The sequence below is a fragment of the Ferrovum sp. PN-J185 genome (genome assembly GCF_001581925.1).
GTDB lineage: Bacteria > Pseudomonadota > Gammaproteobacteria > Burkholderiales > Ferrovaceae > PN-J185.
Genome location: NZ_LQZA01000001.1, coordinates 659,346 through 674,604 on the forward strand (window position 1 = coordinate 659,346; position 15,259 = coordinate 674,604).

At 41.1% G+C, this 15,259-nt stretch carries 12 protein-coding genes; 8 read left to right on the forward strand and 4 right to left on the reverse strand.

The genetic code is table 11. The features are described 5' to 3' along the window. Positions 1-7: 7 nt before the first annotated feature. Positions 8-1,126, forward strand: coding sequence for a threonine synthase (gene thrC, locus FV185_RS03245; RefSeq protein ID WP_067493483.1), 1,119 nt, complete (start codon positions 8-10; stop codon positions 1,124-1,126). Positions 1,127-1,157: 31 nt separating this feature from the next. Then, the gene (locus FV185_RS03250) at positions 1,158-1,601 is read left to right on the forward strand and encodes a GNAT family N-acetyltransferase (protein ID WP_067493485.1); all 444 of its coding nucleotides are present in this window, start codon (positions 1,158-1,160) and stop codon (positions 1,599-1,601) included. 8 nt (positions 1,602-1,609) lie between these two features. Here FV185_RS03250 and FV185_RS03255 read toward each other — a convergent pair whose 3' ends face one another. Further along, positions 1,610-2,338: an MlaA family lipoprotein gene (locus FV185_RS03255; RefSeq protein WP_067493487.1), complete on the reverse strand. Its 729-nt coding sequence runs from the start codon at positions 2,336-2,338 to the stop codon at positions 1,610-1,612. 128 nt (positions 2,339-2,466) lie between these two features. On the opposite strand from FV185_RS03255, the gene clpB reads away from it, so the two are divergent. The 3 genes from clpB (at position 2,467) to FV185_RS03270 (ending at position 9,945) form a co-directional block, all read left to right on the forward strand. Further along, positions 2,467-5,043, forward strand: a complete 2,577-nt coding sequence (gene clpB, locus FV185_RS03260) for an ATP-dependent chaperone ClpB (RefSeq protein WP_067493489.1) — start codon at positions 2,467-2,469, stop codon at positions 5,041-5,043. Between the two features lie 248 nt (positions 5,044-5,291). Continuing rightward, a complete protein-coding gene (gene mgtA, locus FV185_RS03265) occupies positions 5,292-7,991 on the forward strand; it encodes a magnesium-translocating P-type ATPase (RefSeq protein ID WP_067493491.1) in 2,700 nt (899 codons plus the stop codon). A 4-nt stretch (positions 7,992-7,995) separates the two neighbouring features. Further along, a complete protein-coding gene (locus FV185_RS03270) occupies positions 7,996-9,945 on the forward strand; it encodes an ATP-dependent DNA helicase (protein WP_197457736.1) in 1,950 nt (649 codons plus the stop codon). Here FV185_RS03270 and FV185_RS03275 read toward each other — a convergent pair. Together FV185_RS03275 and ompR are read right to left on the reverse strand one after the other, a co-directional pair. Continuing rightward, complete coding sequence (locus FV185_RS03275; protein ID WP_067493495.1) at positions 9,923-11,254, reverse strand: ATP-binding protein; 1,332 nt, start codon at positions 11,252-11,254, stop codon at positions 9,923-9,925. The genes FV185_RS03270 and FV185_RS03275 overlap by 23 nt on opposite strands. Next, on the reverse strand, positions 11,251-11,982 hold the full coding sequence (ompR, locus tag FV185_RS03280) for an osmolarity response regulator transcription factor OmpR (protein ID WP_067493497.1): 732 nt from the start codon (positions 11,980-11,982) through the stop codon (positions 11,251-11,253). Before ompR ends, FV185_RS03275 begins: the two co-directional genes overlap by 4 nt. A gap of 49 nt (positions 11,983-12,031) precedes the next feature. Between ompR and tsaB the strand changes: the two genes are divergently transcribed. From tsaB to FV185_RS03295, 3 genes are read left to right on the forward strand one after another with little or no spacing between them, the layout of a single operon-like run. Next, the gene (gene tsaB, locus FV185_RS03285) at positions 12,032-12,745 is read left to right on the forward strand and encodes a tRNA (adenosine(37)-N6)-threonylcarbamoyltransferase complex dimerization subunit type 1 TsaB (RefSeq protein ID WP_082787006.1); all 714 of its coding nucleotides are present in this window, start codon (positions 12,032-12,034) and stop codon (positions 12,743-12,745) included. Continuing rightward, positions 12,745-13,188, forward strand: a complete 444-nt coding sequence (gene rimI, locus FV185_RS03290) for a ribosomal protein S18-alanine N-acetyltransferase (protein WP_067493501.1) — start codon at positions 12,745-12,747, stop codon at positions 13,186-13,188. Before tsaB ends, rimI begins: the two co-directional genes overlap by 1 nt. Further along, positions 13,185-14,000 (forward strand): uracil-DNA glycosylase, encoded by an 816-nt coding sequence (locus FV185_RS03295; protein WP_067493503.1) that lies wholly within the window; start codon positions 13,185-13,187, stop codon positions 13,998-14,000. Before rimI ends, FV185_RS03295 begins: the two co-directional genes overlap by 4 nt. Here the strand turns inward: FV185_RS03295 and lplT are convergent. Further along, the gene (lplT, locus tag FV185_RS03300; RefSeq protein WP_067493505.1) at positions 13,951-15,255 is read right to left on the reverse strand and encodes a lysophospholipid transporter LplT; all 1,305 of its coding nucleotides are present in this window, start codon (positions 15,253-15,255) and stop codon (positions 13,951-13,953) included. The two genes, FV185_RS03295 and lplT, sit on opposite strands and share 50 nt — an antisense overlap. Between the last annotated feature and the right edge of the window lie 4 nt (positions 15,256-15,259).

Sequence of the window (15,259 nt, forward strand, 5' to 3'; positions counted from 1 at the left end):
AGAGAAAATGAGTCATTATCAAGGTTTAATTCATCGTTATCGTGATCGGTTACCTGTTACCGACACGACTCCTATTATCTCTTTGAATGAGGGAAATACGCCATTAATTGAATTACATCACTTACCTAAACAATGGGGATTTGATGGTCGCATTTTGGTTAAATTTGAAGGGCTGAATCCAACTGGGTCATTCAAAGACAGAGGCATGACAATGGCCGTCACAAAAGCGGTTGAGGCAGGCGCTAAGGCGATTATTTGTGCCAGTACAGGTAATACCTCAGCCGCTGCCGCAGCCTATGCGGCACGTGCTGGTATTCAATCGTTTGTGTTAATTCCTGATGGCAAAATAGCTCTTGGTAAACTTGCCCAAGCCATGATGCATGGCTCTATTGTGTTACAGATACAGGGTAATTTTGATGATGGTATGCAGTTGGTCCAGGAGTTAGCCAATGACTTGCCGGTGGCCTTGGTCAATTCCGTTAACCCCTATCGTCTACAAGGTCAAAAAACCATTGCTTTTGAAATTATTGAAGCCCTAGGTTGTGCACCGGACTATCATGTGTTACCTGTCGGTAATGCAGGTAATATCAGTGCTCATTGGATGGGTTACAGTGAAGCCACCTGTCAACAAACCAAAGCCTGTGGATTATGTCATGGACAGTGCCCTTATCATACCTCTGCTTTAGCCGCTAACCGTCCTGTGATGGTGGGCTATCAAGCAGCAGGTGCAGCCCCTTTTTTACGCGGTGCAGCGGTTAAAAATCCTGAGACCATCGCCACAGCCATTCGTATTGGTAACCCTATGTCTTGGGATTTAGCTTGGGCTGCTGTCAATGAGTCGCAAGGTTGGTTTGATGAATGTACAGATGCCGAAATACTAGCTACACAAAAGGAATTAGCGCAATTTGAAGGGGTGTTCTGTGAGCCCTCATCAGCCACATCCTTGGCAGGTCTTAAAAAAGATCTAGCGCGAGGTAAATTCAAGAAGGGTTCAGTTGTTGTTGCAACGTTAACAGGACATGGTTTAAAAGATCCTGATACAGCCATTATGCAAAGCGAACAGCCACATCAAATCGCTGCTGAGAAAACAGTTATCAGTCGATTAATGGAAAAGTATATTCGTTAGTTAAAAAACCACAAAGGGGGAGGAGAACAACATGGATATGATAGCCATTACAGGTGCGGATCGCTCAATCATTAGAGAGGATTTATTGACTCTAGCAGAATCACTGCATCGTACGCTTAGACCTAACATTCCTAGTCCATACAGTGAGTCCATGCGTGAAGTCTTTCAAACAGGCGCTGAAATGGCGGTGGCTATGGAAGACAATGTTCTATGTGGTTTAGTGGTATTTCGGATTACCACCAACACCATGGTAGGAAGAAAAATCTACAGTGAAGATTTGGTTGCTGATCCCAAAGCGCCGGTTAAGGGGGTAGGGCATTTGATGATGGATTACCTCAAAGAAGTGGGGCGTCAACGTGGCTGTGTTAGCATTGAGTTAGAGTCAGGTACGCAACGCGAACAAGCTCATCGCTTTTATTTTAAAGAAGGCTTTGTCATCAAAGCCTTCGGTTTTAAACAATCACTAAAAGATTAGTTCGGGTTTTATTCGTCATCCTCTTTGTTATGAGGAGGGTGACCGTCATAAATCAGATTTTTACGTCGCTGTAAGTAAGCATCACGCATAAAAGTATAAGGATCTAATGCGGCTGTTTGTAAGACATTGGTTGCCGCCAATAAACCTGCCCGGGTATTAACCACTTCTAATGCCCCAATTTCAGTTAAGTGCGTATTATTAGCATGACTGTTCGCATAAAAACTAAAGGGGTAGGCTGCAGCTAACCCAAGTCCATCGCGTATGGTAGAGGGACCAAGGATTGGCAGTACTAAGTAAGGACTCTCATCCCATCCCCACACGGCTAGTGTCTGACCAAAATCTTCATTATGTTTTTCCAAACCAATGTGTTTGGCTACATCAATAAACCCTAATAACCCCACTGTTGTATTGACAACGAAGCGCCCAGCGTCTTGACCACCTTGGGTGATTTTACCTTGTAATAAATCGTTGAGAAAAACAGTGATATCACCAATGTTACTAAAAAAATTGCTAATCCCATCACGAAAGAATCCTGGGGTTACTGTTTTGTAACCTTGGGCAACAGGCTTAATGACATAGCTATCGAGGCCTTCATTAAACTTGTACATGGATCGATTGTAACTTTGTAGGGGATCTTTAGGATCCTCTTGCCCTGCTGGAATACTAGCGCAGCCGGTTAACAGCAATAACAAGCCACAACATAATCCATACACAACGTATCGGTAGGTTGAAAACATAGAGAAAACCTCTAGATATCATAATAAATAATTAGTTCGTATCCTAACATAAAATCTATTCTCCCCCTTGTTTTTAGCTAAATTTACCCCATTTAACAATTAATCTCAGTTTTTTAAGGAAATAAGCCATGCGATTTGATAAATTGACCAGTCGTTTCCAAGAGGCCTTTGCTGATGCTCAATCCTTAGCCATCGGCCATGAAAATGGGTTTATTGAGCCCCATCATTTATTGTTGGCGTTAATTAATCAAGCTGATGGTAGCACAGCATCCCTATTAACCCGTGCTGATGTACAGGTGAATTCGCTTAAGCAAGCGCTCGATGAGGCCATTAAAAAATTACCTAAAGTTCAAGGAACGGCAGGGGAAATCAATGTCTCACGTGATCTCTCAAATTTACTTAATCTCACTGACCGTGAGGCACAAAAGCGCCAAGATCAATTTATTGCTTCTGAATTGTTTTTGTTGGCAGTTCTTGAGGACAAGGGAGAAACAGGGCGTTTATTTAAACAAGCAGGTGCTCAACGATCACGTCTTGAAGCAGCCATCACTGCATTACGTGGTGGGGAGTCAGTTAGTCATTCTGCTGCCGAGTCTCAACGTGAAGCATTAAAGAAATACACCATTGATTTAACTGAGCGTGCTCAGCTTGGTAAGCTTGATCCAGTGATCGGGCGTGATGATGAAATTCGTCGAGTGATTCAAATTCTTCAAAGACGTACAAAGAATAATCCTGTGTTAATTGGTGAACCTGGTGTCGGTAAAACGGCTATTGTTGAAGGGCTTGCTCAACGCATTATTAACAATGAAGTACCTGAATCTTTAAAGAATAAAAGAGTTCTAACTCTTGATATGGCAGCACTACTTGCCGGTGCTAAGTATCGTGGTGAATTTGAAGAAAGACTCAAATCTGTTTTAAAAGAACTGGCTCAAGACGAAGGACAGACTATTGTATTTATCGATGAAATTCATACCATGGTAGGAGCAGGTAAAGCCGAAGGGGCAATGGATGCGGGGAACATGTTAAAGCCTGCCCTGGCACGTGGTGAATTACATTGTGTTGGTGCCACCACCCTTAATGAGTACCGACAATTCATTGAAAAAGATGCCGCACTAGAAAGGCGCTTTCAGAAGGTGTTAGTAGGAGAGCCCTCTGTTGAGGATACCATTGCGATCTTACGTGGTTTACAAGAGAAGTATGAAATTCACCACGGGGTAGATATCACGGATCCTGCTATTGTTGCGGCTGCTGAATTGTCTCATCGCTACATTACAGATCGATTTTTACCAGACAAGGCCATTGATTTAATTGATGAGGCGGCGGCTAGAATTAAAATGGAAATTGACTCAAAACCTGAGTCCATGGACAAGTTATTTCGTCGTTTAATTCAACTTAAAATTGAGCGTGAAGCAGTAAGAAAAGAAACCGATGAGGCCTCACAAAAACGCCTTGCCTTGCTCGAAGAGGAAATTAATAAACTTGAACTTGAATATGCTGACTTAGAAGAAATTTGGAAATCTGAAAAAGCTCAATTACAAGGGACGCAACATGTCAAAGAAGAGCTCGATCGCGTGCGTGCTGAAATGGAAGCAGCACAACGCAGTGGCGATTTGCAAAAAGCATCCGAGCTTAAATATGGCAAGATACCTGAGTTGGAAGCAAAACTCACTCTCACCACCACATCTCAGCAACCTAAAAATAACCAATTATTACGCACTCAGGTGGGGGCGGAGGAAATTGCTGAGGTGGTCTCGCGGGCTACAGGTATACCTGTTTCTAAGATGATGCAAGGGGAGCGCGATAAATTATTAAAAATGGAGTCCTATTTAAGAGAGCGTGTGGTCGGGCAAGAAGAAGCTGTTGAAATCGTCTCTAATGCTATCCGCCGGTCGCGCTCAGGCTTAAGTGATCCTAATAAACCTTACGGGTCATTCCTATTCTTAGGACCCACTGGAGTGGGTAAAACTGAGTTATGTAAAACCTTAGCACAATTTCTGTTTGACTCAGATGAACATTTAATTCGTGTTGATATGTCAGAGTTCATGGAAAAACATACTGTCGCAAGGTTAATTGGTGCGCCCCCAGGCTATGTGGGTTATGAAGAAGGGGGGTATTTAACAGAAGCAGTGCGGCGCAAACCTTATAGTGTTATTTTGCTTGATGAGGTTGAAAAAGCTCATCCTGATGTCTTTAATGTACTGCTGCAAGTGTTAGATGATGGTCGATTAACTGATGGACAAGGAAGAACAGTTGATTTTAAAAACACAGTGATTGTCATGACCTCAAATTTGGGGTCGCACATGATTCAACAAATGGAAGGAGATGACAGTGCAGTTATTAAATTGGCTGTATTAGGTGAGGTAAAAACACACTTTAGACCTGAATTTGTTAATCGTATCGATGAGATAGTGGTATTTAATACCCTAGGACAAGAAGCGGTGAAATCAATTGCTGCAATTCAGTTACAAGCTCTGTCCAATCGTTTAAGTAAAATGGACTTAGCGTTGGAAGTGTCTGATAAAGCATTGGAGCAACTAGCTGAAGTGGGTTTTGATCCAGTTTATGGAGCGCGACCATTAAAACGGGCAATCCAGAATGAATTAGAAAATCCTTTGGCTGTTAAAATTCTTGATGGGTCCTTCGCACCTAAGGATGTGATTCATGTGGACGTCAGTAAACAAGGTAAGTTTATATTTTCTAAATAAGCCTAATAGCACCTCACTGCCTATTCCATGTAGTGAGGTGTAAAAAAGCCTCTCAAACCAAGGAAAAAGGTTGACAGGGTAAAGCTTGCAGAGGACAATCTCTTTTTTTATTGAGAAGGGAGTAAATCCATCTTGGATTGTGCTACTGAATTACAACAAATTTTGCAGCTTTGTCTTTAGAATTTACTTCTGTCATCACTGTGTAACGTTCATATGACTCAATTCTAAAGATAAAGAATTGAGGTACTATGGACTACATTAATCAGCTTTTATCACGCTTAAATCCTCGCCAGCCAACAGCGCCAACGACGAATCAACGTATTCATCGAGTCTTACTAGACGTCGCCGGTTCTGATATCGATATTGCTTTACGTCGCCTTGATACTTCCCTTGAGGGATTGCTCGATCGCGAAGTGGAAGAACGACTCGCTCAATATGGCCCCAATGCCATTGTTCATGAAAAACACAAAGGACCTGTCAAACAGCTGTTGTCCTACTTTAAAAATCCACTAAATATATTGCTGTTAATCTTGGCTGCTGTGTCTTTTTATTTGGGCGACAAAGAGGCTTCCTTAATCATTGTGATTATGGTGGCAGTGAGTATTGTGCTCACCTTTGTACAAGAATACCGTTCCAGTAATGCTGCAGAACGCTTGCGGGCAATGGTTAGTACAACGGCCACGGTATTGAGGAAAGATCGTCGCAGTGGCGTTCCCGATGAAGTAAATCGTTATTTCAATATTCATCTCTCACCAGCTGGTCCACAACGACGTGAAGTACCGCTTGATACGCTCGTTCCTGGAGATATTATTCAACTGTCAGCAGGTGATATGATTCCTGCAGACGTTCGTCTTCTATCAACAAAAGATTTATTCGTTAATCAATCTTCCCTTACAGGCGAAGCCTTACCAGTCGAAAAGTTTGCTGGTCTTGAACAAGTTGAAGGAAAGGATCCGTTGCAATTTAGCAATATTTGTTTTATGGGTACAAACGTTGTCAGTGGGACAGCAACTGCTGTTATTGCACAAACTGGATCACAAACTTATTTTGGTAGTCTTGCTCAAATGGTTGGACAGGCTAGACAGTTGACCAGTTTTGATCGGGGCATTAATCAATTTACTTGGCTTATGATCCGTTTCATTATGATCATGACTCCTTTGGTATTTGTCATCAATGGTTTTACCAAGGGCGATTGGATGGAAGCTTTCTTATTTTCAGTGGCAGTGGCGGTAGGGCTAACTCCTGAAATGCTACCAATGATTGTGACAGTAAACCTGGGTAAAGGCGCCCTTGCCATGTCACGTAAAAAAGTGATTGTTAAACGACTTAATTCTATCCAGAACTTTGGTGCTATGGATGTGTTATGTACTGACAAAACAGGTACGCTCACCCAAGATAAAATTATTCTTGAAAAACATGTAGATATTTACGGTCAAGAAAATGAAGATGTGTTGGAGTACGCCTATTTGAACAGTTTTCATCAATCGGGTTTAAAAAACCTCTTGGATGTGGCGGTGTTGGAATATGCAGGATTAAATGAACAATTAAGAACTGGTGTTAATTACCGTAAAGTCGATGAAATCCCCTTTGATTTTCAACGTCGTCGTATGTCTGTAGTGGTTGAAGGAAAAGGTCGTCATTTACTCATTTGTAAAGGTGCTGTGGAGGAAATATTTTCTTGTTGTACACAAGCTGAAGTAAATGGTGAACGAATCCCCTTAAACCAAGAGGATTTAACCAAACTCATAGATATCACACGTGAACTTAATGAAGATGGTTTTAGAGTGATTGCGATCGCCTACAAAGAGACAGCACCTACGCCACAAACTTATTCAGTCAAAGATGAATCGGATTTAACTCTAGTGGGTTATATTGCTTTTCTTGACCCACCTAAAGACAGTGCCCGTGAGGCTATTGCAGCACTCAACCGACATGGTGTAGCTGTTAAGATTCTTACTGGTGACAATGATGTGGTGACCCGAAAAGTCTGTCGTGAAGTGGGATTACAAGTGGATAAGATCCTATTGGGTAACGACCTTGAGCAAATGACTGATGAGGAGCTCGCTGAAGCAGCTGAAAGTATTTCTGTTTTTGCTAAATTATCGCCCGCTCAAAAAGCCCGTGTTATTAAAGCACTTCACATGCGTGATCATGTGGTGGGGTTCATGGGAGATGGTATTAATGATGGTCCTGCACTAAAAGCTGCTGATGTGGGTATTTCTGTTGATACGGCGGTGGATATTGCTAAAGAATCGGCAGATATTATTCTCTTAGAAAAAAGCCTGATGGTGTTAGAGGAAGGGGTAATTGAAGGACGTCGTGTGTTTGGTAACATTGTTAAGTATATCAAGATGGGTGCTAGTTCTAATTTTGGTAATATGTTTAGTGTACTAGGCGCCTCTGCTTGGCTTCCTTTCTTGCCCATGCAAGCCATTCAAGTATTAACCAATAATTTACTCTACGATTTTTCTCAAACCGCGATCCCCACAGATAATGTGGATGATGAGTATATTGCTAAGCCTCGACGCTGGGATATTGCCAATATTACCCGTTTTATGGTGATGGTAGGACCCATTAGTTCGATTTTTGACTATGCTACATTTGCGACCATGTATTTTGTGTTTAAAGCTAATACTGAAGCAGGTGCCTCGTTATTTCAAACAGGTTGGTTTGTTGAGTCACTCTTGTCGCAGACTTTAATTATTCATATTATTCGTACCGGACGGATTCCTTTTATCCAAAGTCGTGCAAGTTTACCCATGTTTATCACCAGTATATTAATTTGTACTGTGGGTATCTGGTTGCCTTATTCTCCCTTTGCACACGCGCTAGGCTTTACTCCCTTACCATTGAGCTATTGGCCTTATATAATAGCCATTTTATTTGGTTATTTAATCTTAGCGCACCTGATGAAAACCTGGTTTATCCGTCGTTACGGGTTAAACTAATGGGATGATGAATGATATTCAATATTGGTTAAATGAAAATGGTCCTCTAGCACAAACCCTAGAGGGCTTTCGTGTACGTGAACAACAATTGGCTATGGCTAATACCATTGATCAGGCCATTACTGAAAAACAAGTGGTGGTGGTAGAGGCTGGAACAGGTACTGGGAAAACCTATGCTTATCTAGTTCCTGCCTTGTTGTCATCAGGTAAAGTGATTGTCTCTACCGGAACCAAAACCCTTCAAGATCAACTGTTTCATCGTGACTTACCTTTTTTACGTGAAGTCATGAAGTTACCCATTAGTGTTGCTTTATTAAAAGGACGCGCGAATTATTTGTGCCATTATTATCTTGATCTGACCCTGACAGAGGGGCGTTTACGGGATCGTCAGCAGGTTGATCAACTCAATGCGATTCGCGAGTTTGCCGGGGTTACGCAGACAGGAGATAAAAGTGAGTGTGTCAGCGTACCTGAAAATGCACTCATCTGGTCACAAGTGACCTCCACCAAAGACAATTGTCTGGGTCAAGATTGTCCTCATCAAAGTGACTGTTATGTTTTAAATGCCAGAAAAAAAGCCGCGGCAGCTGATCTTGTGGTGGTTAATCATCATTTGTTTTTTGCTGACATTATGCTTCGTGATGAAGGAGCGGCAGAGCTCTTACCTAACGCGGGAACAGTTATTCTTGATGAAGCACATCATTTGCCTGATGTGGCTACATTATTTTTTGGTCAAAGCCAATCAACTGCACAATGGCTTGAGTTGGGTCGTCAAATGGTGGTCGAGGGGGTAGCCCAACAATTGGTTCGAGAAGAGCTTGATAACATGATATTACCCATTGAAAAGGGACTGCGTGACATTAGGCTACTGTTTACTCAGCGTGATGGCAAGCTGACATTTCAGTCGGTATTATCTATTCCAGGTTTTGTTGATGGTGCAACACAGTTACTACTTAATTTAGGTCGTTTAAACACTTATCTGTCACCATTATCTGGTCAATCAGAAGGGTTTGATAAGATTATTAGTCAGTGGCAAAAAGCCTATCAGTTTTTCTCTTTATGGCTTAATCCAACCAATGATGAACCCGATGCCATTCGTTGGCTAGATTGTTTTACTCAATCACTTCAATTTCACTATACTCCATTGTCAATTGCCGACATATTTAAAGCGCAAATAGAGAGTCAGCACAAAGCATGGATTTTTACATCAGCAACCTTGTCCTTACGTGGAGACTTTTCTCATTTTGTTCGTGATATGGGCTTAGATGAGGCGTTAACGTTTTGTTGGGATAGCCCGTTTAATTACCCTGAAAATAGTCTTTTGTATGTGCCTACGGGCTTACCTCAACCTAATGAAGCTCAATACACAGAGGCGGTAATTGACTCAGCTAAACCAGTTATTAAAGCAAGTAAAGGACGTACGTTTTTATTGTTTACCACGCATCGCGCTTTGCAAGAGGGTGCAAAATTAATACGTGAGTGGTTAGATGATGAAGAATTGGATTTTACCTGCTTGGTGCAAGGTGAAAAAACCAAGATGGAGTTATTAGATCAGTTTCGTCAATCTATGAATGGTATTTTATGTGCAACACATTCATTTTGGGAAGGCGTTGATGTAAAAGGGGAGGCACTGTCTTTGGTGGTTATTGATAAGCTCCCTTTTAATCCTCCTGATGATCCAATTACAGCAGCACGAATTGATGCCATTAATCGAACAGGTGGTAATGCTTTTATAGAATATCAATTACCTAAGGCCGTCATTACCTTGAAACAAGGGGCTGGACGTTTAATCCGTGATGAAGAGGACCGGGGAGTATTAATGATTTGTGATCCACGTTTAATTGAAAAATCCTATGGCCGTCGGATATGGATGAGTTTACCCGCCATGAAACGGACCAGAAAGATTGAGGAAGTTTTACAATTTTTTGATATTAACTCGCTCTCTGTTGACTGAGAGGGAACAATATACGCACTTCAAAATGTTGTCCTGGATATTTTTTAAATTGTAGTGTTGCATTATGTAGCCGGACAATTTTATCTACAATAGCCAAACCTAAGCCTGTTCCTGGAATTCCTGTACGTGAATGATTCTTGCGTGTGAAGGGTTTTAACAAATGTGCTGCCTCTTCCTGTGTGAGTCCCTCACCGTGGTCAATGACGGATAGATAAACAAATTTTGAATCCTGAAAAGTTCTTAGAATGACAGGTGGTTTACCGTATCGTCTGGCATTTTCTACTAAATTAATAATAATCCGTTCAATGGATTTAGGGTTCAACATAATGCTAGCAATATCTGGTGATAATTGGACGTCTATTGGTTGACCAGTGGAGGCAATATAGGCACTCACTTTGCGAACAATATAGTTGAGATCCGATTGGGTTAGCCAGTGCTCATTTTGAATACGCGCATAATCTAAAAATTGGTTTAAAGTACTGTCAATTTCTTCCAAATCTTGAATCATTAATTCTGTATTTTTATCATCACCCAAATGGGATAGTTCAATAGCTAGTCGTAGACGAGACAGCGGTGTTCTTAAGTCATGGGATACCCCTGCTAACATAACAGCTCTATTGGTTTCTACCTCTTCGAGGGAGTCTTGCATATCATTAAATATGCGCGATAGTGTGCGTATTTCTTCAGGGCCTTGGTGTTCTGGGACAGTATTGGCAATTTGGCCTTTGGCAATGGTTTGCGCAGCTTCTGTGAGACGGTTAATGGGTTGAATGAGGTGGCGTACACCAAAAAATAGTCCAATTAGTGAAAGCAATACCAGGCAAAATAAGGCTATAGTCCAACGTACAGGGAAATCTGCATCAAAGGGGAGCCGTTCTGTTACATACCAATAATTTCCATGGTTAGTTATCAGATAAATCCAAATTTTTGGAATGGTCTGACTGTCTGATATGTAGATTTTAGAGTCAGGAGAGACTTCTTTTTTTAACCGATTTTCTACGTAGACTAAACGTTCTTGTTTTGCGGCAACCGCCTCAGGTGGAGGGGATAGTAGTTTGTCTGAAACAATCGTCGCATGCTCATTAATTCTTATATTTTCTATAAAATTAGGTCGTTGTTCATCATTGAGTAACCCTAAAGAATTAATGAGAGTTTTAATCTGATTAACACGATCGTTAACCAATCTATCTTGTAAGGGTTGAGTGTAAAAGCTTTGAATAACAAAAGTTGTAGCAAGCTGCGTAAGGATAACTAAAAATATAACAAATAACGCAGTTCTTCCAAGTAAAGACTTTGGTATGAATTTCATTGACTATCGTCTGGGACAAAAACGTAGCCAAAGCCCCACACTGTTTGAATATATCTTGGTTTACTAGAATCCACCTCAATTAAGCGACGTAATCTTGAAATTTGTACATCAATACTTCGATCAAATACCTCATGCTCACGTCCACGAGCCATATCCATGAGCTTTTCTCTTGATAGGGGCTCTCGTGGATGAGTGACTAAAACACGTAACAATGCATACTCACCACTGGTCAAGTTTACATCTCTTCCATCTTTGAATAGGGTACGGTTATTGAGATTAAATTCAAATGAGCCAAACTGAGTGGTGTGTTGACCTTCAGGTAAGATGGTGGGGGCTGCAGGTAAGCCGGTACTGGGTTGGCGACGCAATACAGCATGAATTCGTGCAAGTAATTCACGGGGATTAAAGGGTTTGGATAAGTAGTCATCAGCACCCATCTCAAGACCTACTATACGGTCCACATCCTCTCCCATGGCTGTTAGCATGATAATGGGAATGGTATTATTTTTACTGCGTAATTGTCGGCAAATAGATAAACCATCTTGTCCAGGTAGCATAAGGTCTAGTACCAAGATATCATAACGCTCTCTAGACATGGCACGTTCAAGAGAGTTGGCGTCCGCAACCGCCTCAACTGAAAAACCTTGCTCAGATAGGTATCTTTTTAATAATTCTCGAAGACGCATGTCGTCATCGAGTACAATAATTTTAGAGGCTTTTTTTTCCATAGGCATTATCCTAACCTTTTTTTTATAATTCTATATATCAATTTGTAACATGAATAGACAGCACGTGAAATCTGACTCTCAACCCACATTATTAGCTATAGATACTGCTACCGAGGCGGGCTCTGTATGCTTATTTCGACATGGACAATATTATTGTAGCGATTGGCTAGGTGCCGATAAGCACGTTGAATCTGTCCTCTCTCACATTAAGGATATTTTAAAAGATAGTCATACTAAAATTGAAGAGGTAAGTGCCATTGTTTTCTCACAAGGACCAGGGTCGTTCACGGGCTTACGTGCTGGCTGTGGTATTACCCAAGGTTTGGCTTTCTCTTTAGATGTACCGGTGATTGCCGTGCCAACCTTATTGATGCTGGCAGAGCAAGTGAATACACCAACCGTATTAGCGTTACTTGATGCCAGAATGGGGCAGGTTTATGGTGCTCTTTATAAAAAAACAGTTATCGATTGGCAAGAGATAATACCTACAGGTCTGTATCAACCGGATCAGCTCCCCGAACTACCCAATGAGGAAATATGTCTGGTAGGTAGTGGTGCCGATGGCTACGCTGATCAATTGCGTTTAGTCTCTGGTAAACCTATACCCGTTATTTTACCCAATAAAATACCTCACGCTAAATGGTTAATAAAAATTGGTCTTCGTAAATGGCATAGAGGAGAAGTATTACCCTCTCACGATGCATTACCAATCTACATTAGGGATAAAGTGGCATTAACAACAGCAGAACGACAACCTAAGTAATGAACTACACGATAGACAAAATGACAGAACAACATCTGTCAGAGGTAATGGCCATTGAGCAAAGTGCTTTTACCCATCCCTGGTCATTACAAAACTTTAAGGATTCTCTACGTTCAGGTTCTATTGGGCTTATCATGTATCAAGAGAGACTGAGTTTAGGCTATACAGTACTTATGCCTGTGATCGATGAGTTACATATCTTAAATTTTGCCATTACACCGCTAAAACAGCATCAAGGCTTTGGTCAGAAGTTATTAGAGGAAGTAATCGATTTTGCTCGTCAGCGCCATTTTAAGGATATTTATTTAGAGGTTAGAGAAGAAAATGTGACTGCCCATCATTTATACTTAACTAACGGCTTTACTGAAATAGGCAGAAGAAAAGGGTATTATCCGAAAGCTGGGGGACGTGAGGATGCGATTGTAATGAGGAAATACCTGTGAATAGAGAAGAAGCTCTACTGCGCGAATTACAACTCTGGTCCGTGTCAGAACGGATGCAAAATAACCAGTTACCTGTGATTTCTGGCAGTACAAACCCTTCAGCGATTTCTCCACCTCAATCAAGAGTAGAATCATCTATTGCTAATAGTCCTGTTATTACATCTAAATTAAGGGTGGCTGAGCCAAAGACGATAGAAGTAAAGGCAGAAATAGCTCCCCCCCTTCCAGATAGCTTAAGTTTACTGGAGCGCGTAAATCAATGTAGAGCCTGTCAATTACATACAACACGCCAACAGCCTCTTATTGGGAAAGGACTTGATTCAGCCTCTTGGTTGATTATCACCGAATCTCCTAGTACTGAGGAAGATTTACATAACCAGGTATCTTTTGGTAGTGCGGGGGAGTTACTACACAATCTATTGAAAGCAGTAGAAGTGATTCCTTTTACTGATACGTATCATACTTTTTTGGTTAAATGTCACCCAAGCCATAATCGCCCACCTACTTCCCAAGAATTTAACAGTTGTCGCAATCACCTGTTAAATGAAATCCAAACGTTACAACCTAAGGTAGTGGTATTAATGGGACGTATTGTTGCCAAATTGCTTTTAGAAGTCGATCTTCCTTTGGTTGATTTACGTAATAAAATTTATGAGTTTCATGGGACTCCCACTATAGTTACCCATGATTTGGGTGGGATTTTACGTCAACCATTGGAAAAATCACGTGTATGGCGTGATTTTCTAACTGCTAAAAAACTGACTAATCAATGTATTCAACGTGCCGATACCGTCGATAAAGCCAATACATAATACCACTTATAAACAAAGCCAATAATACAACGCTGGTATAGAAAGAGGCTTCATCTGGAAGAAGAACTCTTTGCTTAAGATGTTCGACACCAATTATTTTATAGAATTGAGTGAGTGGAAGATCCGCTTTAATAACCAAAGCATAGACTCCCATCATTAAGAGAATACTAATGTTTTCATTAAAGTTTTGGACCGCAATGCTATGTCCAGCGCCCATAAGTTGATGGCCACGATGCTGAAGTAGGGCGTTCATAGGAACCACAAAAAAACCTCCCATTGCCCCAGCTAAAATCAACAGAAAGATTGCCATATGCCATTCATGGATGAATAACATACCAAATATGGCGAGCCCCATAGCAATACCCACTGGAAGTACCTTAAGAGAATTTTCAAGTTTGATTAATTTTGCCGCGGCAATGGCTCCTAACGCGATACCAATAGCAGAGACTGCTGTAATTTGTGTAGCACGCTCAAGATTAAAGTGTAATTGTAAACCAGCCCATACCAAGACAATAAGTCGTAATGTTGAGCCAACTCCCCAAAAGAGTGTTGTCACAGCCAGAGAGACTTTACCTAGAGGATCGCACCACAACATTTTAAAAGACCGGGCAAAATCAATGATGATATAGAGTGGATTGTTATGTTTGAGTTTATGATCCAGTTTTAATTTGGGGATTTTTAAATTAAATAGCGCCGCTAAAATATAAAGTACTAAAACGATTAATATCGAAAATTGCGGGCTATTTAACTTCGGAAACATTATTGATTCAAGGAAATGATTTAAGGAGTGAAAAGCCCAAAAATGATCATTTAAAATAATACCACCCAAGACTGCGCCCATAATGATAGCAAGAACCGTTAATCCTTCCATCCAACTGTTCGCTACAACCAATAGTTCGGGCGGTAGATATTCCGTCAAAATGCCATACTTGGCTGGAGAGTAGGCTGCAGCACCTAAACCAACTAGAGCGTAAGCATAAAGTGGGTTAACACCAAAAAGCATGGCAAGACAGCCGAAAAGTTTAATTAAATTACTAATGAACATGACCTGCCCTTTAGGTAGGGCATCGGAAAATGCACCTACAAAAGGGGCTAACAGTATGTATGAGACAACAAAAAACTGCTGTAAGATTGGAACATACTCAGGTGGTGCTGACAATATTTTCAACAAAGCAATAGCGGCAAAGAGTAACGTATTGTCAGCTAACGCTGATAAAAACTGTGCTGCAAGTATTGTATAAAAACCGATATTCATTAAA

Excerpts from the sequence above, each read along its gene's own strand:
- thrC (WP_067493483.1), top strand. The coding sequence starts at position 8 with ATGAGTCATTATCAAGGTTTAATTCATCGTTATCGTGATCGGTTACCT.
- FV185_RS03250 (WP_067493485.1), top strand. The coding sequence starts at position 1,158 with ATGGATATGATAGCCATTACAGGTGCGGATCGCTCAATCATTAGAGAG.
- FV185_RS03255 (WP_067493487.1), bottom strand. The coding sequence starts at position 2,338 with ATGTTTTCAACCTACCGATACGTTGTGTATGGATTATGTTGTGGCTTG.
- clpB (WP_067493489.1), top strand. The coding sequence starts at position 2,467 with ATGCGATTTGATAAATTGACCAGTCGTTTCCAAGAGGCCTTTGCTGAT.
- mgtA (WP_067493491.1), top strand. The coding sequence starts at position 5,292 with ATGGACTACATTAATCAGCTTTTATCACGCTTAAATCCTCGCCAGCCA.
- FV185_RS03270 (WP_197457736.1), top strand. The coding sequence starts at position 7,996 with ATGATGAATGATATTCAATATTGGTTAAATGAAAATGGTCCTCTAGCA.
- FV185_RS03275 (WP_067493495.1), bottom strand. The coding sequence starts at position 11,254 with ATGAAATTCATACCAAAGTCTTTACTTGGAAGAACTGCGTTATTTGTT.
- ompR (WP_067493497.1), bottom strand. The coding sequence starts at position 11,982 with ATGGAAAAAAAAGCCTCTAAAATTATTGTACTCGATGACGACATGCGT.
- tsaB (WP_082787006.1), top strand. The coding sequence starts at position 12,032 with ATGAATAGACAGCACGTGAAATCTGACTCTCAACCCACATTATTAGCT.
- rimI (WP_067493501.1), top strand. The coding sequence starts at position 12,745 with ATGAACTACACGATAGACAAAATGACAGAACAACATCTGTCAGAGGTA.
- lplT (WP_067493505.1), bottom strand. The coding sequence starts at position 15,255 with ATGAATATCGGTTTTTATACAATACTTGCAGCACAGTTTTTATCAGCG.